We start from the raw sequence: 24,164 nt of genomic DNA, 5'->3' as shown, positions 1-24,164 counted from the left end.
AGATCGAGGGGGACTGGACAGTCACACCCTGAAGACTTCAATGCTAAAGTTCGAAGCTAAAGAGTACATGGCGAAGGACTTCAATGCCAATGAGGTACGTGTCATACTTCCCGGCATGCCAGAGCCCTCAGATGCGGCCCACAGTCCTGCGGAGCCGAGCCTCGAGGAACAGATCGCCGCTTACCAGCGCGAGTTCCAAGGCCTCGATCCCCAGGTGGAGCAGGTCGTCTCCGCACTGCAGCGCCTCAACCGCCGGATGAACGTCGCCTACGGGCGGCAGACCGCCACCCTCAACATGAGCAACGCGGAGTGGGAGGTGCTCAAGGCCCTCGTCGTCGCGGGAGCGCCCTATCAGATGGGCCCCGGCGAGCTGGCCAAACGCCTCGGCCTCACGCCGGCCGCCATGACCCACCGCATCGACCGGATGGCGAGCGAGGGCCTGGTGACGCGGGAGCGCGACGAGGCCAATCGCGTCCGGGTGATCGTGGAGCTGACCCAGGAAGGTCGCGAGAAGTGGGTCGAGGCCATGCGGATGGCCTCGGTCTTCGAGGAGGACCTGCTCCAGGACCTCTCCACCGAGGAGCGCGGCCAGCTCGGGGAGATGCTGACGCGCCTGCTGTGCCGCGTCGAGGACGCCCAGCCGGACGCGGACGGCCGGCTGAACGACCTGGATTGATCTCCGACCTCTGACCTCTGGCCGCCGACCGACCGGCCTCGACTGGCCGGTCTCACCGGCCCGGCCTCGGCTGACGTGGGCGCAAAACCGGTTGACCAGAGGTGGTTGACATGGGTCGCCGCCGTACGTAAAGTTCTTCGAGTTGCCATGGAGCTGTAACGGTTCTGCGGTAGCCCCTCGCGCCGCACCGGCGGCACAACCACTACTGCACGACTCCCGAACGGGACGGATTTCGGCATGCCGAAATTCTGACCAGTGACTCGATTATGCGTCACCGGGAAAAGGCACTAAAGTAGTGATCACGCCGGAAGGCGCGAACAAACCCCCTCCGACGGGGAATCGGATTCACATTCGAACCGACCAGCTTCCTTCACCGGAAGCCCGGAACGAAAAACGGATCTGATAGAGTCGGAAAGGCCGAAAAGCGAAAGCCGGACGGTCACCCCGCTCCAACAGGGAGCCGGAAACGGAAAGCGGAAACGCCGAACGGATCTGGTAAGGTTGGAACCGCGAAGAAGCCGAAAGGCCGAAACGCACCGGCGAAAATCAGGACCGCGAGGATCTGATAGAGTCGGAAACGCAAGACCGAAGGGAAGCGCCCGGAGAGCCTGGTGAAACAGGCACAAAGGAAGCGTCCGTTCCTTGAGAACTCAACAGCGTGCCAAAAGTCAACGCCAGATATGTTGATACCCCGTCCACCGGCAGCAGCCGGAGGATGAGGTTCCTTTGAAAAAGCCCACCAGCACCCACGCGGTGCGGGTGGCACACACAGCGAGGACGCTGTGAACGGGAAGCCTATTCCGCTTCCTGTTCCGCTCTCGTGTGTGTTGACCCGATTACGGGTAAACATTCACGGAGAGTTTGATCCTGGCTCAGGACGAACGCTGGCGGCGTGCTTAACACATGCAAGTCGAACGATGAACCTCCTTCGGGAGGGGATTAGTGGCGAACGGGTGAGTAACACGTGGGCAATCTGCCCTGCACTCTGGGACAAGCCCTGGAAACGGGGTCTAATACCGGATATGACACACGACCGCATGGTCTGTGTGTGGAAAGCTCCGGCGGTGCAGGATGAGCCCGCGGCCTATCAGCTTGTTGGTGGGGTAATGGCCTACCAAGGCGACGACGGGTAGCCGGCCTGAGAGGGCGACCGGCCACACTGGGACTGAGACACGGCCCAGACTCCTACGGGAGGCAGCAGTGGGGAATATTGCACAATGGGCGAAAGCCTGATGCAGCGACGCCGCGTGAGGGATGACGGCCTTCGGGTTGTAAACCTCTTTCAGCAGGGAAGAAGCGCAAGTGACGGTACCTGCAGAAGAAGCGCCGGCTAACTACGTGCCAGCAGCCGCGGTAATACGTAGGGCGCAAGCGTTGTCCGGAATTATTGGGCGTAAAGAGCTCGTAGGCGGCTTGTCACGTCGGATGTGAAAGCCCGGGGCTTAACCCCGGGTCTGCATTCGATACGGGCAGGCTAGAGTTCGGTAGGGGAGATCGGAATTCCTGGTGTAGCGGTGAAATGCGCAGATATCAGGAGGAACACCGGTGGCGAAGGCGGATCTCTGGGCCGATACTGACGCTGAGGAGCGAAAGCGTGGGGAGCGAACAGGATTAGATACCCTGGTAGTCCACGCCGTAAACGTTGGGAACTAGGTGTGGGCGACATTCCACGTCGTCCGTGCCGCAGCTAACGCATTAAGTTCCCCGCCTGGGGAGTACGGCCGCAAGGCTAAAACTCAAAGGAATTGACGGGGGCCCGCACAAGCAGCGGAGCATGTGGCTTAATTCGACGCAACGCGAAGAACCTTACCAAGGCTTGACATACACCGGAAACGTCTGGAGACAGGCGCCCCCTTGTGGTCGGTGTACAGGTGGTGCATGGCTGTCGTCAGCTCGTGTCGTGAGATGTTGGGTTAAGTCCCGCAACGAGCGCAACCCTTGTTCTGTGTTGCCAGCATGCCCTTCGGGGTGATGGGGACTCACAGGAGACTGCCGGGGTCAACTCGGAGGAAGGTGGGGACGACGTCAAGTCATCATGCCCCTTATGTCTTGGGCTGCACACGTGCTACAATGGTCGGTACAATGAGCTGCGATACCGCGAGGTGGAGCGAATCTCAAAAAGCCGATCTCAGTTCGGATTGGGGTCTGCAACTCGACCCCATGAAGTTGGAGTTGCTAGTAATCGCAGATCAGCATTGCTGCGGTGAATACGTTCCCGGGCCTTGTACACACCGCCCGTCACGTCACGAAAGTCGGTAACACCCGAAGCCGGTGGCCCAACCCCTTGTGGGAGGGAATCGTCGAAGGTGGGACTGGCGATTGGGACGAAGTCGTAACAAGGTAGCCGTACCGGAAGGTGCGGCTGGATCACCTCCTTTCTAAGGAGCACTTCTTACCGAGTTCGCTCGGTCAGGGGCCAGTACATCGGCGAATGTCCGGTGCTGGTTGCTCATGGGTGGAACGTTGACTACTCGGCACACTTGGCTCACTGGTCACTAGTACTGCTTCGGCGTGGAACGTGTCAGGGGGCGAGGGTGTCGGGCACGCTGTTGGGTGTCTGAGGGCATGGACGGAGACGTCTGTACCTTCAACGCCGGCCCCGGTAAAGGCCTGCTTCGGCGGGTTGTGACGGGTGGCTGGTCGTTGCTTGAGAACTGCACAGTGGACGCGAGCATCTGTGGCCAAGTTTTTAAGGGCGCACGGTGGATGCCTTGGCACCAGGAACCGATGAAGGACGTGGGAGGCCACGATAGGCCCCGGGGAGCTGTCAACCAAGCTTTGATCCGGGGGTGTCCGAATGGGGAAACCCGGCAGTCGTCATGGGCTGTCACCCGCTGCTGAACACATAGGCAGTGTGGAGGGAACGCGGGGAAGTGAAACATCTCAGTACCCGCAGGAAGAGAAAACAACCGTGATTCCGGGAGTAGTGGCGAGCGAAACCGGATGAGGCCAAACCAGTCACGTGTGATACCCGGCAGGGGTTGCGTGGTTGGGGTTGTGGGAGTTCTCTTGACCGGTCTGCCGGCCGGTCGGCGAGTCAGAAACCGTTGGTGTAGGCGAAGGACATGCGAAAGGTCCGGCGTAGAGGGTAAGACCCCCGTAGCTGAAACATCAACGGCTCGTTTGAGAACCACCCAAGTAGCACGGGGCCCGTGAAATCCCGTGTGAATCTGGCGGGACCACCCGCTAAGCCTAAATATTCCCTGGTGACCGATAGCGGATAGTACCGTGAGGGAATGGTGAAAAGTACCGCGGGAGCGGAGTGAAATAGTACCTGAAACCGTGTGCCTACAAGCCGTGGGAGCGTCGCTATGCAGCTTGCTGCATAGTCGTGACTGCGTGCCTTTTGAAGAATGAGCCTGCGAGTTTGCGGTATGTTGCGAGGTTAACCCGTGTGGGGAAGCCGTAGCGAAAGCGAGTCCGAAGAGGGCGTTGAGTAGCGTGCCCAAGACCCGAAGCGGAGTGATCTAGCCATGGGCAGGTTGAAGCGGAGGTAAGACTTCGTGGAGGACCGAACCCACCAGGGTTGAAAACCTGGGGGATGACCTGTGGTTAGGGGTGAAAGGCCAATCAAACTCCGTGATAGCTGGTTCTCCCCGAAATGCATTTAGGTGCAGCGTCGTGTGTTTCTTGCCGGAGGTAGAGCACTGGATAGGCGATGGGCCCTACCGGGTTACTGACCTTAGCCAAACTCCGAATGCCGGTAAGTGAGAGCGCGGCAGTGAGACTGTGGGGGATAAGCTCCATGGTCGAGAGGGAAACAGCCCAGAGCATCGACTAAGGCCCCTAAGCGTGTGCTAAGTGGGAAAGGATGTGGAGTCGCAGAGACAACCAGGAGGTTGGCTTAGAAGCAGCCACCCTTGAAAGAGTGCGTAATAGCTCACTGGTCAAGTGATTCCGCGCCGACAATGTAGCGGGGCTCAAGCACACCGCCGAAGTCGTGTCATTGCAGTATGTACCCCCAACGGGGACTGTGATGGGTAGGGGAGCGTCGTGTGCCGGGTGAAGCAGCACCGGAAGGTAGTTGTGGACGGTTCACGAGTGAGAATGCAGGCATGAGTAGCGATACACACGTGGGAAACGTGTGCGCCGATTGACTAAGGGTTCCTGGGTCAAGCTGATCTGCCCAGGGTAAGTCGGGACCTAAGGCGAGGCCGACAGGCGTAGTCGATGGACAACCGGTTGATATTCCGGTACCCGCTTTGAAGCGCCAAACATCGAATCCATTAATGCTAAGGCCGTGAAGCCGCCCTGGAGTCTTCGGACAAAGGGGAGTGGTGGAGCCGCTGATCCAAGGTGGTAGTAGGTGAGTGATGGGGTGACGCAGGAAGGTAGTCCAGCCCGGGCGGTGGTTGTCCCGGGGTAAGGGTGTAGCCCGTGCGGTAGGCAAATCCGTCGCACGTTAAGGGTGAGACCTGATGCCGAGCCGATTGTGGTGAAGTGGATGATCCTATGCTGTCGAGAAAAGCCTCTAGCGAGTTTCATGGCGGCCCGTACCCTAAACCGACTCAGGTGGTCAGGTAGAGAATACCGAGGCGTTCGGGTGAACTATGGTTAAGGAACTCGGCAAAATGCCCCCGTAACTTCGGGAGAAGGGGGGCCATTGCTGGTGATGAGTTTTGCACTCTGAGCTGGTGGTGGCCGCAGAGACCAGCGAGAAGCGACTGTTTACTAAAAACACAGGTCCGTGCGAAGCCGTAAGGCGATGTATACGGACTGACGCCTGCCCGGTGCTGGAACGTTAAGGGGACCGGTTAGCTCCATTTCGGTGGGGCGAGGCTGAGAACTTAAGCGCCAGTAAACGGCGGTGGTAACTATAACCATCCTAAGGTAGCGAAATTCCTTGTCGGGTAAGTTCCGACCTGCACGAATGGCGTAACGACTTCTCGACTGTCTCAACCATAGGCCCGGTGAAATTGCACTACGAGTAAAGATGCTCGTTTCGCGCAGCAGGACGGAAAGACCCCGGGACCTTTACTATAGCTTGATATTGGTGTTCGGTTCGGCTTGTGTAGGATAGGTGGGAGACTGTGAACTCGTCACGCCAGTGGCAGGGGAGTCGTTGTTGAAATACCACTCTGGTCGTGCTGGATGTCTAACCTGGGTCCGTGATCCGGATCAGGGACAGTGTCTGGTGGGTAGTTTAACTGGGGCGGTTGCCTCCTAAAGAGTAACGGAGGCGCCCAAAGGTTCCCTCAGCCTGGTTGGCAATCAGGTGTTGAGTGTAAGTGCACAAGGGAGCTTGACTGTGAGACTGACGGGTCGAGCAGGTACGAAAGTAGGGACTAGTGATCCGGCGGTGGCTTGTGGAAGCGCCGTCGCTCAACGGATAAAAGGTACCCCGGGGATAACAGGCTGATCTTCCCCAAGAGTCCATATCGACGGGATGGTTTGGCACCTCGATGTCGGCTCGTCGCATCCTGGGGCTGGAGTCGGTCCCAAGGGTTGGGCTGTTCGCCCATTAAAGCGGTACGCGAGCTGGGTTTAGAACGTCGTGAGACAGTTCGGTCCCTATCCGCTGTGCGCGTAGGAGTCTTGAGAAGGGCTGTCCCTAGTACGAGAGGACCGGGACGGACGAACCTCTGGTGTGCCAGTTGTCCTGCCAAGGGCATGGCTGGTTGGCTACGTTCGGAAAGGATAACCGCTGAAAGCATCTAAGCGGGAAGCCTGCTTCGAGATGAGGGCTCCCACCCCCTGGAGGGGTTAAGGCTCCCAGTAGACGACTGGGTTGATAGGCCAGATATGGAAGCCCGGTAACGGGTGGAGTTGACTGGTACTAATAGGCCGAGGGCTTGTCCTCAGTTGCTCGCGTCCACTGTGTTAGTTCTGAAGTAACGAACTCGCCTTGCCGGCTGGAGTTCAACTTTATAGTGTTTCGGTGGTCATAGCGTTAGGGAAACGCCCGGTTACATTTCGAACCCGGAAGCTAAGCCTTTCAGCGCCGATGGTACTGCAGGGGGACCCTGTGGGAGAGTAGGACGCCGCCGAACAATTTTTCAGCTCCGGTCCCTGAACCTTATGGTTCAGGGACCGGAGCTTTTTGCGTTCCCTGCGTTCCACCGGAATTCCGTCGTCTCCTCGGGGACACGAGTGCCGGGCGTCGCGCCATTTTCGGCCCTTCCGGGTATGGCGTTTAGGGTCGAAGGATGCGTTATGACCTCATCATCTTCGACAACGACGGTGTGCTCGTCGACAGCGAGCCGCTTTCCAACACCATCCTTGCCGGTTACCTCACCGAGCTCGGCCATCCCACCTCGTACGAGGAATCGATCCGCGACTACATGGGCGCCGCGGTGCACCGCGTCCACGACCTCGTCAAGGAGCGGACCGGGCAGCTCCTCCCCGAGGACTTCGAGACCACGCTGCACGCGCGCGTCTTCGAAGCTTTCGAGCGGGAGCTGGAGCCGGTCGCCGGCGTGGACGAGGTGCTCGGCAAGCTGACGGCGGACGGGACGCCGTACTGCGTGGCCTCCTCCGGCAGCCATGAGCGGATCCGCGTCGGCCACCGCAAGACGGGTCTCGACGAATGGTTCGAGGAAGAGTGGATCTTCAGCTCGCAGGACGTCGGCCAGGGGAAGCCGGCCCCCGGACTCTTCCTCCATGCGGCCCGTGAGATGGGTGTGGCGCCCGAGCGTTGCGTGGTCATCGAGGACAGCCCGCTCGGCGTCCAGGCCGCCGTCGCCGCCGGTATGGACGTGTACGGCCTCACGGCCAGGACGTCGGCCGCGGAGCTCACCGCCGCCGGGGCCACCGGGCTCTTCGCGCGCATGGCCGAACTGCCGGAGCTGCTCGCGTAACCAGGCGGTTACCCGACCACCCGCCTTCCGGCAAGGGGACGGCCGGGTACACCTTTCCGGAGCTCGGATACGGTGACGGGCATGAGCGGCCGTGCACAGCTGATGTGGGACGAGGCAGTAACGGGCTACGACTTCGGGCCCGGCCATCCGATGGACCCGGTGCGGCTCGCGCTGACCATGCGGTTGGTGGAGGCGTACGGGCTCGACCGGGGGCCTGACGCGGTGCAAGTCGTGGCCGCGAAGGCCGCCGGCACCTCCACGCTGCGGCTCGTGCACCGCGAGGACTACATCGACGCCGTACGGAAGGCCTCGTCCGACCCGAAGACCGCCGACCCCGTGTACGGGCTCGGCACCGAGGACGACCCGGCGTTCGCCGGGATGCACGAGGCGTCGGCGCTGATCGCCGGGCAGTCCGTGGGGGCCGCGGAGTCGGTGTGGCGCGGCGAGGCCCTGCACGCGGTGAACTTCGCGGGCGGCCTCCACCACGCGATGCCGGGCGGCGCGGCGGGGTTCTGTATCTACAACGACGCTGCGCTGGCCGTCGCACGCCTGCTGGAGCTGGGCGCCGAGCGCGTCGCGTACGTGGATGTGGACGTGCACCACGGGGACGGTGTGCAGGCCGCCTTCTGGGACGACCCGCGGGTTCTGACGGTCTCCCTGCACGAACACCCCCGGACGCTCTTCCCGCGGACCGGCTGGCCGGAGGAGGCCGGCGGGCACGGTGCCGTGGGCAGCGCGGTGAACGTGGCGCTGCCGGCCGGCACCGGTGACGAGGGTTGGCTGCGGGCCTTCCACGCGGTGGTGCCGGACCTGCTGGACGCGTTCCGGCCCGACGTCCTCGTCACCCAGCACGGGGCCGACACCCACTTCGAGGACCCGCTCGCGCACCTGGCGGTGAGCCTGGACGCGCAGCGGGCGGTTGCGGCGGCCTGCCACGACCTGGCGCACGAGACGGCCGACGGCCGGTGGATCGCGCTGGGAGGCGGCGGTTACGCGGTGGTCGACGTCGTACCCCGTACCTGGACCCATCTGGTGGCGATCGCGGCGGGGCGCCCGATCGAGCCCACGTCCTCGGTCCCGCAGGAGTGGCGGCACGAGGTCTACCGGCGTACGCGCCAGGGCGGGCCGCACCGGATGACGGACGGACGCGGAACGGGCTGGCGTGACTTCGTCGGCGACGGTTACGACCCGGCCGACCGCCTGGACCAGGCGATCCTGGCGACCCGCCGGGCGGTGTTCCCCGCGCACGGGCTGCTGCCGTAGGGCCGGGTGCGTCCGAAAGGCACGTACTTCGGGGTCCCTGGGGACGCACTTTGGGGCCATGTCCCCCTTCGGGGCCCATACGCCCGGATGTGTGACTACTGGGCGGTTCGGGCATGGGCCGGGAGCCGGGGCGTCAGCATGGGTGCCGTGTGGGGCACCGGTGCGGACACGGACGGAGCGGCGGCGGCCGCGGCGCTGAAGTCGCACGTGGTCAGGGTGCGGCTCGCGGGGACGATCGCGACCTCCAGGGAGAAGAGCCTGACCCGCTACCGTCTCTTCGCGGCCGGCGACCCACGCGTACTGATCGGCCTGGAGCCCGAGAACGACTGGTCTGTGGCAGAAGTTCTTCAGGTGATGGCTGAGCAGTGTGGAGTTTCGGCCGACCCTGGACATACTTCCGGCCCAGATGTGATCGATCCGCACCGTACGCTGGCGGGGCTCGACGCCTTCGCCGACCGGCTCGGCGCGGCGGCCGCCCGGCACGCTCCGGTACTGATCGGCACGGGCCATCCGCACCGGCTGATGGGCTTCTACGGTGGCCTGGCAGACGCTCTGTCGGCGGCGGGATGCCCCCTTCTCACCCCGGCGTATGGCCGCTGTGTCGACATAGCGACCCGATTCGGGGTACGCACGTACAACCTTGACTACGTACGGGGAGTCGCGCTGATGCGCGAACCGGGCGTGCGGCGCACCGCCGGTGAGCCGGGTGTGCACACGCACTCCCCCTCCCGGTTCGTACCGCCCTCGACGCCGCGGCAGACGCCGGCGGACCCCTTCCCGAGCTGGTGATCGGTGACCACGGATGGGTCTGCGGAGCAGGTCAGCTGGGCTTTGAGGCCATCGGACTGGCGGATACGGACGATCCCGCGCTGTTCGTCGGACAGGCCGAGGGGCGGGTGTCCGCCGTAGTTCCGCTTGATGACGCTGTGCGGTCTGATTACTACCGACCGCTTACTCGCTATGTACTCAATCGAGCGTGTCTGTCACAGTAGGCGGCCGATCGCTGCTCCTCTTCCCCACTCGCATCACCCGCCCCTAACCTGGGGAGTGAGCGCACAGCGACGGGGAGTCACCGGAGGGGAAGCCGGTGCCCGTCATGTGCGGAAGGTTCAGGTGTGTCATGGCTGCAGACCAGAGGCCTCTCAATGAGGTCGTGTTCCTGACCGTGGCGGAAGTCGCCACGGTGATGCGAGTGTCGAAGATGACCGTGTACCGCTTGGTGCACAGCGGTCATCTGCCCGCGATCCGAGTGGGGAGGTCGTTCCGGGTCCCGGAGCAAGCGGTCCACGACTACCTCCGTGAGTCCTATGTGGGGGTGGAATCGGCCTGAGGGGCTCAAGGTGTCCCTCGGATTACGCCGTAGGCTCGTCGGCGGGTAGGCTGGCCCGATGTAGGTAGTGTGGGCTCGGACGCCCCGCACCGAGTGATACGAAGTGAGCGAGGGTAGTCGTGGGCTCTGTTATCAAGAAGCGGCGCAAGCGGATGGCCAAGAAGAAGCACCGCAAGCTGCTCAAGCGCACCCGTGTTCAGCGTCGCAACAAGAAGTAAGCAACGCTGAGCGCGATTCCGCAGCCTCTCACCGCATCAGGCGGTGGGGGGCTGCGGTGCGTTTGGGGGCCGCTTTTCGGTGCGCCCGGTGCGGCGCGGGCCGGGCGGCCGATACCCGGACGGCGTCACCGGACGGACGAGGTGTTCCGGTCCCGGCCGAGTTCCCGGAAAGAGCGGCCCGCGGGAGAACACGGCTCCGGAAGGAACGTGCCGAAAAGTCGGCCGACGGTACGGGCAAAGCTCGGGCCAAGGCTTGAAATGTAGCTCAGCGCATCCCGCGGTCATCACAGCGCAACAACGACCCGATAGCGTGGCCGCACAGCTCGGCTCACGCGAGGGACAAAGGGCGGGAAGGAAGGGCTGATCTTGGGAAAGGTCGTGCTCGTCACTGGAGTCGCACGGCAACTGGGGGGCCGGTTCGTACGACGCATTCAGCGCGACCCCGACGTCGGCCGGGTGATCGGAGTCGATGCCGTGGAGCCCGAGCACTCCTTGGGCGGCGCCGAATTCCTCAAGGCCGACATCCGGCATCCGGCCATTGCCAGAGTGCTGGCCGGGACCAACGTGGACACCGTGGTCCACATGGACATCAACGGCACGCCGCTGGGCGGCCGCGGCAGCCGGGCGACGGTCAAGGAGACCAACGTCATCGGCACCATGCAGCTGCTCGGTGCCTGCCAGAAGGCGCCCAACGTCAAACGGCTGGTGGTGAAGTCCAGCACCAGCGTGTACGGCTCCGCGCCCCGCGACCCCGCCGTCTTCACCGAGACCACGCCCCCGAAGTCACTGCCCAGCGGCGGCTTCGCGAAGGACGCGGTCGAGGTCGAGGGCTACGTACGCGGCTTCGCCCGGCGCCGGCCCGACGTGGCGGTGTGCGTCCTGCGCTTCGCCAACATCCTCGGGGCGTGCGCCGACTCGCCGCTCGCCGAGTACTTCTCGCTGCCCGTGCTGCCCACGGTCCTGGGCTACGACCCGCGGCTGCAGTTCGTCCACGAGGACGACGCGATCGAGGCGCTGTGCCTGGCCTCCGGCAAGCCGCGCCGCGGCACGCTCAACAGCGGCACGTTCAACATCGCGGGGGACGGCGCGCTGCTGCTCTCCCAGTGCTCCCGGCGGCTCGGCCGGCCCACGCTGCCGCTGTTCCTGCCGACCGTCACCTGGGCCGGCACCGCGCTGCGCTCGGTCGGCGTCACCGACTTCTCGCCGGAGCAGATCCGGATGCTCACGCACGGCCGGGTCGTCCAGACGACCCAGATGCGCGAGACACTGGGGTTTCACCCGAAATACACGACGGCGGAGTCCTTCGCGGAGTTCGCCCGCAGCCGTGGGCCCGGGCTGCTGCCGCCCGAGGTCCTCGCCCGTACCGTCGACCGGCTCGCCGCCGTGCTGCCCGCACGCAGCGGCCCGACCCAGTGAGGAGTTCACCCACGATGGCGGACGCCAAGGTCATTCCCTTCGGCGAGGAGCCCCGGTCGCGCAGAAAGCCCAAACGGCCGGGCCGCGGAGGCCGCCGTACGCCGCTGGCGCCCGTACCGGAGCCGCGGCGGCAGGACGGGCGGGACCAGGCGGCGGGAGGGCCGCAGGGGGCGCCGGGGAGTCCCTGGAGCAGCGGATCGCCGGTGGCCTGCGCTTCCTGCGCCGGCGGCTCACCGGCGAGTACGAGGTCGACGACTTCGGGTACGACGAGGAGCTGACCGACCAGGTCCTGATGTCGGTGCTGCGGCCCCTGTACGAGAAGTACTTCCGGGTCGAGGTGAAGGGCATCGAGAACATCCCGGCGGACGGCGGCGCGCTGATCGTCGCCAACCACTCCGGGACGCTGCCCCTGGACGGGCTGATGCTCCAGGTCGCGGTGCACGACCACCACCCCGCCGGCCGGCATCTGCGGCTGCTCGCGGCCGACCTGGTCTTCGTCCTGCCGGTGATCAACGAGCTGGCGCGCAAGGCCGGGCACACGCTCGCCTGCGCCGAGGACGCCCAGCGGCTGCTGGAGCGCGGCGAGGTCGTCGGGGTGATGCCGGAGGGCTTCAAGGGCATCGGCAAGCCCTTCGCGGACCGCTACAAGCTCCAGCGGTTCGGGCGCGGCGGCTTCGTCTCCACCGCGCTGCGGGCCGGGGTGCCGATCGTGCCGTGCTCGATCGTGGGTGCCGAGGAGATCTATCCGAAGATCGGGGACGCGAAGACGCTGGCGCGGGTGCTGGGCTTCCCGTACTTCCCGCTGACGCCGACCTTCCCGTGGCTGGGGCCGCTGGGGCTGGTGCCGCTGCCGACGAAGTGGACGATCCAGTTCGGGGAGCCGATCCCGACGGACGGCTATCCGGCGGAGGCGGCGGACGACCCGATGCTGATGTTCAACCTGACGGACCAGGTACGGGAAACGATCCAGCACACGCTGTACAAGCTGCTGGTGCAGCGGCGCTCGGTGTTCTTCTGACGGTGCCGCCCGGCGGGCCGGGACGGTAGGGCCGCGGGTACGGGGCCGGCTCTCGTGGGACGCATGGGACGCACGCGACGCCCCGGCGCCGTGTGGCGGCACCGGGGCGTCGGAGCGTCGGGTGGCGGCCCGACGCGGGTGGGTCAGCCCAGCGGGTTCTTGCCGTCGAGGCCGATGTCCGGCAGCAGCCCGGGGAGCAGCGGCGGGATGGTGACATCGGGCTCGTGCGGTGTCTCCTTGCCCTTGCCGGAGCCCTTGCCGTCCGGTTCCGGGGTGCCGGCGTCGGACGGCGGGTCGAGCAGGCCGCCCGTGCTGCCGCCGAGCAGGCCCTCGTCCTCCTGGGACGGGGACGAGGCCGGCCGGCGCTGCGGCGTGTGCGAGCCGCCGGCCTTGCCGGACGAGGAGGAGCTCTTCCCGGACGGTGACGGGTGGTCCGTACGGCCCTGGGGGGTGCCCGGCGCGGGCGCCTCGCGCGCCTTCTCGTGGTGGCTCTCGCCGCCCGGATTCTTGGGCAGCAGGGAGCGCAGCGGTCCGACCTCTTCGTCTATGGCGTCGAAGACCGAGCTGACCTCGTCGCGCACGTCCGTCAGCTGGGGCGGCAGGCGGTCGCGCAGCCGGGTCCAGCTGTCGCGGTGCGACTTGGTGAAGGAGTTGAGCGTCTGGATGGGGCCGAGGGAGCCGTCGCGCTCGTACTCCTCGTGGAGGAGGCGGTGGCCCTCGCCGGCGTCCTGCTTGACGCCGGACAGCGCCTTGCGGATCTCACCGAGCGACTCGTGGTCGAGGGGGCCGGAGCGGATGCGCTCCATGAGGCGGTGGGCCTCGAACATGCGCGTGGACGCCTGGTCGAGGAAGAGGCGGCCGCGGTCGGCCACGTCACCCGTCAGGTTCAGCTTGAGGTCCTCCATGCCGCGCTTGAGGGGGTACAGCGAGTCGCCGGGGAGCGCGTCGGAGCTGGCGGCGGCGACGCCGCTGAAGGCGCCGGCCGCGACGCCCACCGTCAGGCCGCCCGCCGCGAGGCCCTTCGACAGCCGCGACCGGGGGCGCAGCCGGCCCAGGGACTTCGCCGCGCGGTGCGCGCCGCGCGTCCCGCGCTGCTGCGGCACCCGTGAGCCGTCGGACGCGGCGCCTTCGGCGAAGGCCGCCTCCATCGCCGCGATGAGCTGGGCCCGGTGGACGGTCTTGACCTCGGGGTCCAACTCCGGCTTGGGGAGTTCTCCGAGGGTGCCGGCGACCGCCAACAGCCTTGTTTCTCCGCACGCTTCCGCCGGTGTGCCGACCTCGTCCTCGGCCGCCGCGCCCGGAAGGACCTGATCCTCCAGGGCCTGGGCGAAGGCGTTAGCCCGCCGGTGCACCGATACGTTCGCGATCACGGGCGGCACCTCCTCTCGTCATCCCGCTCGACTCCCCGGACTGGCTTGACTATCCAGACGGGCCGGAAGGTTGCACGCCCTGCTCGCATCCACTCGATCGAGTGAGAGGGTGCGGGCATGGCGTGACCGCGAGGAGCCTGCGTTCTGCACAACGAGCGCCGCGGCACTTGGGTTACGCACTCACGATGATCTGACCGAACGGTCACGAACGGACACTCACGGTCGATCACCGCGGTGGCCGGCGCCGGGCGTGTCAGCGGCACGAACGGTGCGTCCGAGGGCGTACGGAAGGCGTGGCCGTCAACATCGGTCCGGGAGATTCAGGCGATCGGGGCGGTGGTCCAAGCGTTAGTCCTGGCGGCGGGCCGGAGTGGACGGCCCGGGGCGGTGAGGCAGGCGGAAGCGCAGTGGGCACGGGGACGCGGGTGGCAACCGGGGCACGGCAGGCGGCACGGACCGGGGTCCGTGCGCCGTGGCGGCGGTCAGCGGGCGTCGTCCGGGAGCAGCCGCGCGAGGGTCCGTACGGCCCGGTACTGCAGCGTCTTGATGGCGCCCTCGTTCTTCCCCATGACGCGCGCGGTCTCCGCCACCGACAGGCCCTGGAGGAAGCGCAGCGTCACGCACTCCTGCTGCTGCGGATTGAGCTTGCGGACCGCCTCCAGCAGCGCCGCGTTGGACAGCGACTCCAGGACCGAGTCCTCGGGGCTGCGTTCGACCTCGTTGGCGTCGAGCATCTCACCGGTGGTGACCTCCAGGCGGAAGCGCGACGACTTGAAGTGGTCGGCGACCAGGTTGCGGGCGATCGTGACCAGCCAGGCGCCGAAGTCGCGGCCCTGCCAGGTGAAGGTGCCGATGCGGCGGAGGGCGCGCAGGAACGTCTCGCTGGTCAGGTCCTCGGCCGTGGCCCGGCCGCCCACCCGGTAGTAGATGTAGCGGTAGACCGTGTCGGCGTACTGGTCGTAGAGCCGTCCGAACGCCTCTGCCTCGCCGGCCTGGGCGCGCTCGACGAGGTCCATCATGCGGCGGCTGTCGCTGTCGGCGGGACGCCGGGCGGCGGGCGTGCCCGCGCCGCGGCGCGTTCTGCCGCCGGTCTTGGTGACGGTGGTGGTGCTTCCGTCGGCCAGGGCGTAGCAGGGACCGGCGGGGGTGGCTGTGGCGAATGCGGGGACGGCGATCGCGGTGGGGACAAAACTGCGCAGGTGGTCGACGAGTGTCGTACGCAGCGTAGCCAGGCCCGAGGCGTCAACCCCGACGTGTGGGTACACGGGACTCCCAGAGGCAGAGCTTCCATCACGTGCAGTGCGGGACCGTTCACCCGTCGTAGGGACGCGTGGGTACCGGTTTGCGTCTGAGGAGAATAACGCTTCGTACAGGCAGCGCTACACCCAGTTGCTCAAATCATCGATTACTTCTGGTCCGTTACGAATTCATGCCCGATCAAGTATCGATTCCTGAGCAGATATTGATCAGAAAGGAACGTGATCTGCCTGGTTGCGGGGCGTCTTGTGGCGGACCGGCGGGGGCGGGACTGTGGGGGGTGGGGTGGGGGTATGCAACGGGGATTGGCCGGGCGGTGCGGTTGGGGGTGCGCGGTTTGGGGCGCGCTTCGCGCGGGGGTTTGCGCTGGCGCGCGGCTCGCATGGGTTGCGTTGTGGTGGCGGGGGCGCGCAGGGGGCCAACTCTCCCCCAGCCTTCGGCCGGGGGACCCCCACGGCACCGTGCACGTCCACCGCTTGAACATTGGGGACGCAGATACCCGGCTGCCTGCGGGGATGGCCCCCTACACGCCCCCTCCGGCCGGATTGGCGAGTCCGGGTCAGCTGGGGGAGTTTTTCGATCACACTGGTGCCCGCGCTCCTGGTGGAGAGGCGCACGAGGTGGAGGCGGTGAAGCGGGCCGCTGTACGGCGGTGAGTCGCGCGCGCCGGGCCGACGGGCGCGGAGGGCGGCAGAGTCGCGATGCGCGGGTGCTCGTCTTGTGAGGTCCCCAGCCCGATCGGTCCGATAGTCGCCGTACGGCCAGGGCTCGGGGACACGTAGGGGGCTCCCCGCAGGCAGCCGGGTATCTGCGTTCCCTTATGTTGCTGACTTGGTCGTGCACGGTGCCGAGGAGTGACCCCTGCGGGGCCCCGAGCCCCCCACCACCGGACCCAACGCGCACGACGCGCGCACCCACCAGGCCGAAGCTGAAGACGCGCGCCCCCATCAGGCAAAGGCGACAGCCACCAGCGCCAGCCCGAAGAACCGGTTCAGCGGCGCCGCCTCTGGAGTGCCACCGCCGCGGCCGCTCCGCCCGCGAGCGCTCCCACGCCGGCCGCCGCCGGGATGCCGATCTTGACTGCCTTGCGGCCGGTCCGGTAGTCGCGCAGGCGCCAGCCCTGTTCGCGGGCGTGCTTGCGGAGGCGGCCGTCGGGGTTGACCGCGTACGGGTGGCCGACCAGGGACAACATCGGGATGTCGTTGGCGGAGTCGCTGTAGGCGGCGCAGCGCTCCAGGTTCAGGCCCTCGGCGGCGGCCAGGGCCCGTACGGCCTCGGCCTTGGCGGGGCCGTGCAGTGGCTCGCCGACCAGTTTGCCGGTGTAGACGCCGCCGACGGACTCGGCGACGGTGCCGAGCGCGCCGGTCAGGCCGAGCCGGCGCGCGATGATCGTCGCGGCTTCGACGGGGGCGGCGGTGACCAGCCAGACCTTCTGGCCCGCGTCGAGGTGGGCCTGGGCGAGGGCGCGGGTGCCGGGCCAGATCCGTTCGGCCATGTACTCGTCGTAGATCTCCTCGCCGATGGTCATCAGCTCGGAGACGCGGTGGCCCTGGACGATGGAGAGCGCGCTGTTGCGGGCGTCCGCCATGTGCTCGGGGTTCTCCGAGCCGATGAAACGGAAGTAGATCTGCTGCCAGACGAAGCGGGCCAGGTCGCGCTTGTGGAAGAAGCGCCGTTTGTAGAGGCCGCGTCCGAAGTGGAAGAGGGACGCGCCCTGCATGACGGTGTTGTCGAGGTCGAAGAAGGCGGCGGCGTCGGTGTCGCCGACGACCGGGAACTCGGGTTCCTCGGCGCCCTCCTCCTGGGCGGCCGCTTCCTGCGCCTCGGCTTCCAGCGAGGACTTGCGCGCGGCCTCGGCGGCGGCCTCGCCTGCGAGCACGCTGCGCGCGGTGGCGGGGCGCCTACGGCGGCTGAACCACCCCGTGGGGAGGAGCGCGCCGTAGGCGTTCCTACGGGGACGGCGGGCGGACGACGGGTGGGCCATGTAGCTAGCGTAGCCAGGTTGTTCGGTGCGGCCGGTTACGGCCGGATGTCGGGCGGCCGCGGTGCGGCCGACCGTTGCGTTACGGCCATCCCGGTGACGGTGCCGGGCCGTCGGGGCGCGCGCCGCGGTGCGGGCGTATGCCGGGCGGTACCGGTGGCGTACGCGGCCTGGCCTGCCGGGCGTAGAAGGGCTCGTACCGCTGTGGGGTGGCCGGCTCGCGCCGTCAGGCGCCCAGTGCCTTGCGCAGCCGCTGGGGGTCGACCCGCCAGAAATCGTGCTGTGCGCCGTCCACGAGGACGACCGGAATCTGTTCCCAGTACTTGCGGTACAGCTCCTGGTCCTGGGTGATGTCCTTCTTCTCCCAGGAGGCGCCGGTCTCGGCGCAGACGCGCTCGATGACTTCCTGTGCGACATCACACAGGTGGCAGCCTGGCTTGCCGATGAGCGTGACCGTGCTGTCGGCGGGGTTCTTGCGGGCGCTGCGGCTGAAGAGGGAGGCCATGCCCGTCATTGTGCCTCCGTCCGGGGTGGCGCCGGGTCGCCGTCGTGCCCTTGTCGTGTCCTCGTCACCGCTCCGCCGTACGGGGCGGATAGTCGCCTGAGTCGACTACCATCGGTGGGCGATTTGTAGGTTTTCGGGGCGTTAGCGGTGAGGAGTGAGGGCGCGTGCGGCCGTCGGCGCTCTCGTGTTACCGGCGCGAAACGTGTGAACGGTGCGCCGGGGGAGTTGGTTCCGCGAAGCGGTGTAAAAGCCGCGTGACCCCGGTCACTTTGGCCGGACAAAGCGGACACCATCTTTGTGCACGCGTTCACAAAGACATAGCCTGCTGTCGACGGGGCGGTCGGGAAACCTACGGCCGTCCACAGCCCCGCTCTACCCGCAGGAGCACCGTGGCAACTGGCCGAACTCACCGACCGGCGACCCGAAGCCGAGGGATTCCCGAGGCCACCGTCGCCCGGCTTCCGCTGTATCTGCGCGCGCTGACCGCGCTCTCCGAGCGTTCGGTCCCCACGGTCTCCTCCGAGGAACTCGCCGCCGCGGCGGGGGTCAACTCCGCCAAGCTGCGCAAGGACTTCTCCTACCTCGGTTCGTACGGCACCCGCGGGGTCGGCTACGACGTGGAGTACCTCGTCTACCAGATCTCCCGCGAGCTGGGGCTGACCCAGGACTGGCCGGTCGTGATCGTCGGTATCGGCAACCTCGGCGCCGCCCTGGCCAACTACGGCGGCTTCGCCTCCCGTGGGTTCCGGGTCGCCGCGCTGATAGACGCCGACCCGGCGATGGCGGGCAAGCCGGTGGCGGGCATCGCCGTCCAGCACACCGACGAGCTGGAAAAGATCATCAAGGACAACGGCGTCTCGATCGGTGTGATCGCGACCCCGGCGGGCGCGGCGCAGCAGGTCTGCGACCGGCTCGTCGCGGCCGGCGTCACGTCCATCCTGAACTTCGCGCCGACCGTGCTGACCGTTCCGGACGGTGTGGACGTGCGCAAGGTCGACCTGTCGATAGAACTGCAGATCCTGGCCTTCCACGAGCAGCGCAAGGCGGGCGAGGACGCGGGCCAGGACGACGAGTCCGACGACGCCCGCGCCGTCGCCGCGCGTGAGGCCCGGCGGGCCGTGCGCGAGGTGCGCGAGGCCGCGGGCAAGACCGGCCCGGACGCGGGCGTGTCCACCGGTGCGTCCGACCGCAAGGGACCCGACGGGGACGTACCCGCCGTGATGCCGGCATGAGCCTCCTTGTCGTAGGGCTCAGTCACCGCAGTGCCCCCGTGAGCGTGCTGGAGCACGCGGCCATCGCCCCCGGGGCGCGCGGCAAGCTGCTCCAGGACACGGTGTCGGCCGAGCCGGCCGCCGAGGCCGCGGTGCTCTCCACCTGCAACCGCATCGAGCTGTACGCCGACGTGGACAAGTTCCACGCCGGTGTCGCCGAGCTGTCCACCCTGCTGGCGCGGCACAGCGGCGCGGGCCTGGACGAGCTGACTCCGTACCTGTACGTGCACTACGAGGACCGGGCCGTCCACCACCTCTTCTCGGTGGCCTGCGGCCTGGACTCGATGGTCGTGGGCGAGGGCCAGATCCTCGGCCAGATCAAGGACGCCCTCGCCGTCGCGCAGGAGCAGCACACCGCGGGCCGGCTGCTGAACGACCTCTTCCAGCAGGCGCTGCGGGTCGGCAAGCGCGCCCACAGCGAGACCGGGATCGACAAGGCGGGCCAGTCGCTGGTCACCTTCGGCCTGGAGCAGCTGGCGAGCGGTACGGACGTGGCCGAGTGGGCCCGGGGCAAGCGTGCCCTGGTCATCGGCGCCGGGTCGATGTCGTCGCTGGCCGCCACCACGCTCGTACGGGCCGGTATCAGCGAACTGGCGGTGGCCAACCGGACGGTGGAGCGCGCCGAGCGGCTGACGCGGATCCTGACCGAGCCCGGCTCGGCGGGCGCGCTGAACGGGCTGACCGCCCGCGCCGTGGCGATGACCGCCGTACAGTCCGAGCTGGCCCTGGCCGACGTCGTGGTGTCCTGCACGGGCGCCACCGGCCTGGTGCTGACCGGTGAGGCGATCGGGACGGCCGCGGAGACCCGCGCCGCCCGGATCGCGGCCGGTGACGGGTACGCCGGTACCGCGGGCGGCGCCGGCAGCGCGGTCGCGCCGGCGCCCGAGCTGGCACTGCTCGACCTGGCCATGCCGCGCGACATCGACGCCGCCGCCCACCGGGCCGAGGGCGTGCGCCTCGTCGACATCGAGTCCCTCGCCGACGCGTCGGCGGACGCTCCGATGGCGGCCGACGTGGACCGGGTGCGCGGCATCGTCTCCGACGAGGTGGCCGCGTTCGGCGCGGCGCAGCGGGCGGCGCACATCACCCCGACGGTGGTGGCGCTGCGCACCATGGCGGCGGATGTCGTGGCGGGCGAGATCGCCCGGCTGGACGGCCGCCTCCCCGACCTCGACGACAGGGAGCGCGCGGAGATCACCCAGACCGTGCGCCGGGTCGTCGACAAACTCCTGCACGCGCCCACCGTGCGGGTCAAGCAGCTGGCCAGCGAACCCGGCGGCGCCGGTTACGCGGACGCGCTGCGTGAACTCTTCGACCTCGACCCGCAGACGGTAGCCGCCGTCAGCCGGGCCGACACGCGGGCCGACGGCTCGCACACAGCACGGGAGCGGGCATGACTGACAGCAATCCACGGGCCCTGAGGCTGGGGACCCGGCGCAGCAAGCTCGCCATGGCCCAGTCCGGGATGGTGGCGGAGGCGGTGCGCGAGGTCACCGGCCGCCCGGTAGAGCTGGTGGAGATCACCACTTATGGCGACACCTCGCGGGAGCACCTGGCGCAGATAGGCGGCACCGGGGTGTTCGTCTCCGCGCTGCGCGACGCGCTGCTCGACGGGACGATCGACTTCGCCGTGCACTCGCTCAAGGACCTGCCGACCGCGCAGCCCGCCGAGCTGGCGCTGGCCGCCGTACCGCCGCGCGAGGACCCGCGTGACGTGCTGGTGGCGCGCGACGGTCTGACCTTCGAGGAGCTGCCGGACGGTGCCCGCGTGGGGACCGGTTCGCCGCGCCGCATGGCACAGCTGAACGCCTGGGCGCGTTCGCTGGGCCGTCGGGTGGAGGCCGTGCCGATCCGCGGGAACATCGACACCCGTATCGGCTATGTCGAGAAGGGCGAGCTGGACGCGGTCGTGCTGGCCGCGGCCGGACTGTCCCGGCTCGGCCGGATCGGCGAGGCGACCGAGCACCTGTCGCCCGACATGATTTTGCCCGCCCCCGGCCAGGGGCCCTGGCGGTGGAGTGCGCCGCGCACAACGCGCAGCTCGCCGCCCAGCTCGCCGAGCTCGACGACCCGTTCACCCGGGCCGCCGTGACCGCCGAGCGTTCCCTGCTCGCCGCCCTGGAGGCCGGCTGCTCCGCACCTGTGGGTGCGCTGGCCGACCTTCAGGACGACGGGCAGGCTGTCACCGAAATGCGCCTGCGTGGCGTCGTCGGCACGACCGACGGCTCGACGCTGGTGCAGCTGTCCACCACCGGACACGTACCCGCCTCTCTCGGCGACGCGGCGACCCCCGTGAACATGGGGCGCGAACTCGCCGCCGAGATGCTCGCGAAGGGTGCGGCCGGTCTTATGGGGGAGCGAGCACTTTGAGCCCCACCGCCCCGAATCACCCTGCCGCCGGCCAGGTCACCTTCATCGGCGCCGGTCCCGGAGACCCGGGCCTGCTGACGTTGCGTGCCGTCGAGGCACTGGCCCGCGCCGATGTGCTGGTCGCCGACCCGCAGGTGCTCGACGTCGTCCGCGCGCATGCGCGGCCGCATGTGGACACGCCGCAGCAGCCCACGGCTGACGAAGCGTCAACCACCGCTGGTGTACCCGCGCTTAGGGACACCACCAATCTTGTCATGTCGGCTGTGCGCACCGGCAAGCGGGTGGTGCGTGCGGTGTCCGGCGATCCCGGACTGGACGCGCACGTCGCCGAGGAGATGCTGGCGTGCGCCGCCGAGGGCGTCGTCTTCGAGGTCGTGCCGGGCATCGCCGCCGCGGTCGGCGTGCCCGCGTACGCCGGTGTGCCGCTGCGCGACGCGGACGGCACGGACGTGCGTTTCATCGACGCGCGGACCGCCGACGAGCGCTGCTGGACGGAGGTGGGCGCCAGCGACGCGACCGCCGTCGTGTCCACCTCGCTGGACTCGGTGGCCGCGGCGGCCGGCGAGCTGGTCTCCGCGGGCCGCAAGCCCGACACGCCGATGACGGTCACCGTCGCCGGTACGACGACACGCCAGCGCACCTGGAACGCCACCCTCGGTTCGGTCGCCCAGGTCCTGAAGGCCGCGAAGGTGCTGCCGTCGGCGGACGGCGGGCAGCCGGTCATAGCCGTGGTCGGTGAGCGCGGGGCCGCGGCCCGGCGCGACCAGCTCTCGTGGTTCGAGAACAAGCCGCTGTTCGGCTGGCGTGTCCTCGTGCCGCGGACCAAGGAGCAGGCCGCGTCGCTCTCCGACCAGCTCGTCGAGTACGGCGCGGTGCCGCACGAGGTGCCGACCATCGCCGTGGAGCCGCCGCGCACCCCGCAGCAGATGGAGCGCGCGGTCAAGGGCCTGGTCACCGGCCGTTACGAGTGGATCGCCTTCACCTCGGTCAACGCCGTCAAGGCGGTCCGGGAGAAGTTCGAGGAGTACGGGCTGGACGCCCGCGCGTTCGCCGGGATCAAGGTCGCGGCGGTGGGCGAGCAGACCGCGAAGGCGCTGGTCGCCTTCGGTGTGAAGCCCGACCTCGTGCCGTCCGGCGAGCAGTCCGCCGCCGGGCTGCTGGAGGACTGGCCGCCGTACGACCCGGTCTTCGACCCGATCGACCGCGTCTTTTTGCCGCGTGCCGACATCGCCACCGAGACGCTGGTGGCGGGCCTGATCGAGCTGGGCTGGGAGGTCGACGACGTCACGGCCTACCGGACCGTACGGGCCTCGCCGCCGCCGCAGGAGACCCGCGAGGCGATCAAGGGCGGCGGGTTCGACGCCGTGCTGTTCACCTCGTCCTCGACGGTGCGCAACCTGGTCGGCATCGCCGGCAAGCCGCACAACGTGACCGTGATCGCCTGCATCGGCCCGGCCACCGCCAAGACCGCCGAGGAGCACGGGCTGCGCGTGGACGTCATGTCGCCCGAGCCCTCGGTGCACAAGCTGGCCGAAGCGCTCGCGGACTTCGGGGCGGCGCGGCGCGATGCCGCGCTGGAGGCCGGGGACCCGGTCACCCGCCCCAGCGAGCGCCGGCCCGGATCGCGTAGGAGGGCTCGCAGTTGAGCAGCAGTACGTACGGCAACTTCCCCGGCGCCCGGCCGCGCCGGCTGCGCACCACGCCGGCCATGCGCCGGATGGTCGCGGAGCACCGTCTGCACCCGGCGGACCTGATCCTGCCCGCGTTCGTGCGGGAGGGGATCTCGGAGCCGGTGCCGATCGGCGCGATGCCGGGCGTCGTGCAGCACACCCGTGACACGCTGCGGAAGGCCGCCGTCGAGGCGGTCGAGGCGGGCGTCGCCGGGATCATGCTGTTCGGGGTGCCGGAGGACGCGAAGAAGGACGCCGCCGGTACGGCCGGCACGGACCCGGACGGCATCCTCCAGCAGGGCATCCGCGATGTGCGCGCCGAGGTCGGCGACGACCTGGTGATCATGTCGGACCTGTGCCTGGACGAGTACACCGACCACGGTCACTGCGGCGTCCTGGACGGCCAGGGCCGGGTGGACAACGACGCGACGCTGGAGCGCTACGCCGAGATGGCGCAGGTCCAGGCGGACGCGGGCGTCCACGTGGTGGGCCCGAGCGGCATGATGGACGGCCAGGTCGGCGTCATCCGTGACGCGCTGGACCAGACCGGCCACGAGGACGTCTCGATCCTGGCCTACACCGCGAAGTACGCCTCGGCCTTCTTCGGCCCGTTCCGTGAGGCGGTCGGCTCGTCCCTCAAGGGCGACCGCAAGACCTACCAGCAGGACTACGGCAACTCCCGTGAGTCGCTGCGCGAGCTGGCGCTCGACCTCCAGGAGGGCGCCGACATGGTGATGGTCAAGCCGGGCATGCCGTACCTGGACGTGCTGGCGAAGATCGCGGAAGCGGTGGACGTGCCGGTCGCCGCGTACCAGATCTCCGGTGAGTACGCGATGGTCGAGGCCGCCGCCGAGAAGGGCTGGATCGACCGCGACGCGGCGATCCTGGAGGCCCTGACCGGCTTCAAGCGCGCGGGCGCGGACATGATCCTGACCTACTGGGCGACGGAGGTCGCGCGCAAGCTCTAGTTCCCCATACGTACCTCTGCCGTTGCGGCGTCGCACGCGTGTACCCAAGTCCCG

The 24,164-nt window shown here is 67.9% G+C and carries 14 protein-coding genes, 3 rRNA genes and 3 pseudogenes; 16 read left to right on the top strand and 4 right to left on the bottom strand.

The genetic code is table 11. The features are described 5' to 3' along the window. The first annotated feature begins 115 nt into the window (after window positions 1–115). From ACEXOX_RS23155 to ACEXOX_RS23105, 11 genes and pseudogenes are all read left to right on the top strand, one after another. The gene (locus ACEXOX_RS23155) at window positions 116–676 is read left to right on the top strand and encodes a MarR family transcriptional regulator (protein WP_361161136.1); all 561 of its coding nucleotides are present in this window, start codon (window positions 116–118) and stop codon (window positions 674–676) included. An 849-nt stretch (window positions 677–1,525) separates the two neighbouring features. Further along, window positions 1,526–3,054 (top strand): 16S ribosomal RNA (locus ACEXOX_RS23150). A gap of 301 nt (window positions 3,055–3,355) precedes the next feature. Then, window positions 3,356–6,476, top strand: a 23S ribosomal RNA gene (locus tag ACEXOX_RS23145). Window positions 6,477–6,550: 74 nt separating this feature from the next. Further along, window positions 6,551–6,666, top strand: a 5S ribosomal RNA gene (gene rrf, locus ACEXOX_RS23140). The 16S, 23S and 5S rRNA genes sit together here, the layout of an rRNA operon. A gap of 156 nt (window positions 6,667–6,822) precedes the next feature. Then, a complete protein-coding gene (locus ACEXOX_RS23135) occupies window positions 6,823–7,473 on the top strand; it encodes an HAD family hydrolase (protein ID WP_406522954.1) in 651 nt (216 codons plus the stop codon). 81 nt (window positions 7,474–7,554) lie between these two features. Beyond that, window positions 7,555–8,736 carry an acetoin utilization protein AcuC gene (locus ACEXOX_RS23130; RefSeq protein WP_406522952.1) on the top strand — a complete coding sequence of 394 codons (1,182 nt, stop codon included), beginning with the start codon at window positions 7,555–7,557 and terminating at the stop codon, window positions 8,734–8,736. A 138-nt stretch (window positions 8,737–8,874) separates the two neighbouring features. Beyond that, a pseudogene (locus ACEXOX_RS23125) lies at window positions 8,875–9,728 on the top strand (phosphatase). A gap of 128 nt (window positions 9,729–9,856) precedes the next feature. After that, on the top strand, window positions 9,857–10,066 hold the full coding sequence (locus tag ACEXOX_RS23120; RefSeq protein ID WP_014144137.1) for a helix-turn-helix domain-containing protein: 210 nt from the start codon (window positions 9,857–9,859) through the stop codon (window positions 10,064–10,066). A gap of 119 nt (window positions 10,067–10,185) precedes the next feature. Further along, on the top strand, window positions 10,186–10,284 hold the full coding sequence (locus ACEXOX_RS23115) for a 30S ribosomal protein bS22 (protein WP_003948845.1): 99 nt from the start codon (window positions 10,186–10,188) through the stop codon (window positions 10,282–10,284). 366 nt (window positions 10,285–10,650) lie between these two features. Next, entirely contained in the window at window positions 10,651–11,700 is a 1,050-nt protein-coding gene (locus ACEXOX_RS23110) for an NAD-dependent epimerase/dehydratase family protein (RefSeq protein WP_030017983.1), read from the top strand. Window positions 11,701–11,714: 14 nt separating this feature from the next. Beyond that, window positions 11,715–12,718, top strand: a pseudogene (locus ACEXOX_RS23105) (lysophospholipid acyltransferase family protein). Between the two features lie 143 nt (window positions 12,719–12,861). Here ACEXOX_RS23105 and ACEXOX_RS23100 read toward each other — a convergent pair. From ACEXOX_RS23100 to ACEXOX_RS23085, 4 genes are all read right to left on the bottom strand, one after another. After that, window positions 12,862–14,088, bottom strand: coding sequence for a DUF5667 domain-containing protein (locus ACEXOX_RS23100; RefSeq protein ID WP_406522950.1), 1,227 nt, complete (start codon window positions 14,086–14,088; stop codon window positions 12,862–12,864). Window positions 14,089–14,570: 482 nt separating this feature from the next. Then, window positions 14,571–15,353, bottom strand: coding sequence for an ECF subfamily RNA polymerase sigma factor, BldN family (locus tag ACEXOX_RS23095; protein ID WP_030017980.1), 783 nt, complete (start codon window positions 15,351–15,353; stop codon window positions 14,571–14,573). Window positions 15,354–16,336: 983 nt separating this feature from the next. Then, complete coding sequence (locus ACEXOX_RS23090) at window positions 16,337–17,224, bottom strand: HAD family hydrolase (RefSeq protein ID WP_406522949.1); 888 nt, start codon at window positions 17,222–17,224, stop codon at window positions 16,337–16,339. A gap of 328 nt (window positions 17,225–17,552) precedes the next feature. Further along, the gene (locus tag ACEXOX_RS23085) at window positions 17,553–17,831 is read right to left on the bottom strand and encodes a glutaredoxin family protein (RefSeq protein ID WP_030024824.1); all 279 of its coding nucleotides are present in this window, start codon (window positions 17,829–17,831) and stop codon (window positions 17,553–17,555) included. Window positions 17,832–18,220: 389 nt separating this feature from the next. Here ACEXOX_RS23085 and ACEXOX_RS23080 point away from each other — a divergent pair, with 389 nt between their 5' ends. The 5 genes and pseudogenes from ACEXOX_RS23080 to hemB all read left to right on the top strand — a co-directional run bounded on the left by ACEXOX_RS23080 (window position 18,221) and on the right by hemB (window position 24,110). Next, window positions 18,221–19,063 (top strand): redox-sensing transcriptional repressor Rex, encoded by an 843-nt coding sequence (locus ACEXOX_RS23080; RefSeq protein WP_406522947.1) that lies wholly within the window; start codon window positions 18,221–18,223, stop codon window positions 19,061–19,063. Beyond that, window positions 19,060–20,499, top strand: a complete 1,440-nt coding sequence (locus ACEXOX_RS23075; protein ID WP_406522945.1) for a glutamyl-tRNA reductase — start codon at window positions 19,060–19,062, stop codon at window positions 20,497–20,499. The genes ACEXOX_RS23080 and ACEXOX_RS23075 overlap by 4 nt, the downstream gene beginning before the upstream one ends. Further along, window positions 20,496–21,472, top strand: a pseudogene (hemC, locus tag ACEXOX_RS23070) (hydroxymethylbilane synthase). Before ACEXOX_RS23075 ends, hemC begins: the two are co-directional and overlap by 4 nt. Continuing rightward, a complete protein-coding gene (locus tag ACEXOX_RS23065; protein WP_406522943.1) occupies window positions 21,469–23,118 on the top strand; it encodes a uroporphyrinogen-III synthase in 1,650 nt (549 codons plus the stop codon). Before hemC ends, ACEXOX_RS23065 begins: the two are co-directional and overlap by 4 nt. Further along, a complete protein-coding gene (hemB, locus tag ACEXOX_RS23060) occupies window positions 23,115–24,110 on the top strand; it encodes a porphobilinogen synthase (protein WP_406522942.1) in 996 nt (331 codons plus the stop codon). Before ACEXOX_RS23065 ends, hemB begins: the two co-directional genes overlap by 4 nt. Window positions 24,111–24,164 lie beyond the last annotated feature (54 nt).

This window comes from Streptomyces sp. Ac-502 (assembly GCF_045222935.1).
Classification (GTDB): domain Bacteria; phylum Actinomycetota; class Actinomycetes; order Streptomycetales; family Streptomycetaceae; genus Streptomyces; species Streptomyces monomycini.
Note: the sequence above shows the minus strand (reverse complement) of the source record. Positions and strands in the feature narration are given on the sequence as shown.

What these genes read in the sequence shown, in the direction of transcription:
- ACEXOX_RS23155 (WP_361161136.1), top strand. Translation starts at nt 116, where the DNA reads ATGCCAGAGCCCTCAGATGCGGCCCACAGTCCTGCGGAGCCGAGCCTC.
- ACEXOX_RS23135 (WP_406522954.1), top strand. Translation starts at nt 6,823, where the DNA reads ATGCGTTATGACCTCATCATCTTCGACAACGACGGTGTGCTCGTCGAC.
- ACEXOX_RS23130 (WP_406522952.1), top strand. Translation starts at nt 7,555, where the DNA reads ATGAGCGGCCGTGCACAGCTGATGTGGGACGAGGCAGTAACGGGCTAC.
- ACEXOX_RS23120 (WP_014144137.1), top strand. Translation starts at nt 9,857, where the DNA reads ATGGCTGCAGACCAGAGGCCTCTCAATGAGGTCGTGTTCCTGACCGTG.
- ACEXOX_RS23085 (WP_030024824.1), bottom strand. Translation starts at nt 17,831, where the DNA reads ATGGCCTCCCTCTTCAGCCGCAGCGCCCGCAAGAACCCCGCCGACAGC.
- ACEXOX_RS23075 (WP_406522945.1), top strand. Translation starts at nt 19,060, where the DNA reads ATGAGCCTCCTTGTCGTAGGGCTCAGTCACCGCAGTGCCCCCGTGAGC.